Origin of the sequence: Bacteroides sp. ET225 (assembly GCF_024733745.1) — a bacterium.
GTDB classification, from domain to species: Bacteria; Bacteroidota; Bacteroidia; order Bacteroidales; family Bacteroidaceae; genus Phocaeicola; species Phocaeicola excrementipullorum.
The window spans coordinates 1-1,546 of record NZ_JANRHN010000078.1 but is presented as its reverse complement, the minus strand read 5'-3'; the positions used below and the strand labels follow the sequence as shown (position 1 = coordinate 1,546).

The window sequence follows — 1,546 nt, the reverse complement described above, 5'->3', positions numbered from 1 at the left end:
TATTATACAATGTAGAGTTTGATCCTGGCTCAGGATGAACGCTAGCTACAGGCCTAACACATGCAAGTCGAGGGGCATCGCGTGCCGGATTTCGGTCCGGCACGGCGGCGACCGGCGCACGGGTGAGTAACGCGTACCCTACCTTCCCCTTTCCCGGGGCCAGCCCTGCGAAAGCAGGATTAATCCCCGGCGGTGTCCCGGGTCCGCATGGGTGCGGGACCAAAGGAGCGATCCGGAAAGGGATGGGGGTGCGTTCCATTAGCTTGACGGCGGGGTAACGGCCCACCGTGGCCGCGATGGATAGGGGTTCTGAGAGGAAGGCCCCCCACACTGGGACTGAGACACGGCCCAGACTCCTACGGGAGGCAGCAGTGAGGAATATTGGTCAATGGGCGATAGCCTGAACCAGCCAAGTAGCGTGGAGGACGACGGCCCTACGGGTTGTAAACTCCTTTTGCGCGGGGATAAAGCGCTCCACGTGTGGGGCTTTGCAGGTACCGCGCGAATAAGCATCGGCTAACTCCGTGCCAGCAGCCGCGGTAATACGGAGGATGCAGGCGTTATCCGGATTCATTGGGCTTAAAGGGAGCGCAGACGGTCCCGTAAGCCGGCCGTGAAATTCCGGGGCCCAACCCCGGCCAGCGGTCGGAACTGCGGGACTTGAGTGCGGCCGAGGCGGGCGGAATTCGTGGTGTAGCGGTGAAATGCTTAGATATCACGAAGAACTCCGATTGCGAAGGCAGCCCGCCAGCCCGCTACTGACGTTGAGGCTCGAAGGTGCGGGTATCGAACAGGATTAGATACCCTGGTAGTCCGCACGGTAAACGATGGACACCCGCCGTGGGCGACATACAGTCCGCGGCCAAGCGAAAGCGTTAAGTGTCCCGCCTGGGGAGTACGCCGGCAACGGTGAAACTCAAAGGAATTGACGGGGGCCCGCACAAGCGGAGGAACATGTGGTTTAATTCGATGATACGCGAGGAACCTTACCCGGGCTCGAACCTCCCCCGAATCCGGCGGAGACGCCGGAGCCAGCAATGGCGGGGGCGGAGGTGCTGCATGGTTGTCGTCAGCTCGTGCCGTGAGGTGTCGGCTTAAGTGCCATAACGAGCGCAACCCCTCCCTCCAGTTGCCATCGGGTAATGCCGGGGACTCTGGAGGCACTGCCATCGCAAGATGCGAGGAAGGCGGGGATGACGTCAAATCAGCACGGCCCTTACGTCCGGGGCTACACACGTGTTACAATGGGGGGTACAGAGGGCCGCTGCACGGCGACGTTCGGCCAATCCCTAAATCCCCTCCCAGTTCGGACCGGAGTCTGGAACCCGACTCCGCGAAGCTGGATTCGCTAGTAATCGCGCATCAGCCATGGCGCGGTGAATACGTTCCCGGGCCTTGTACACACCGCCCGTCAAGCCATGAAAGCCGGGGGTGCCTGAAGTGCGCTTCCGCGAGGGGCGCCCTAGGGTAAAACCGGTGATTGGGGCTAAGTCGTAACAAGGTAGCCGTACCGGAAGGTGCGGCTGGAACACCTCCTTTCTGGAGC

At 61.4% G+C, this 1,546-nt stretch carries 1 rRNA gene; it reads left to right on the top strand.

Annotated features, from left to right (window positions below):
- Window positions 1-6: 6 nt before the first annotated feature.
- Window positions 7-1,539, top strand: a 16S ribosomal RNA gene (locus tag NW212_RS15145).
- The last annotated feature ends 7 nt before the right edge of the window (window positions 1,540-1,546 follow it).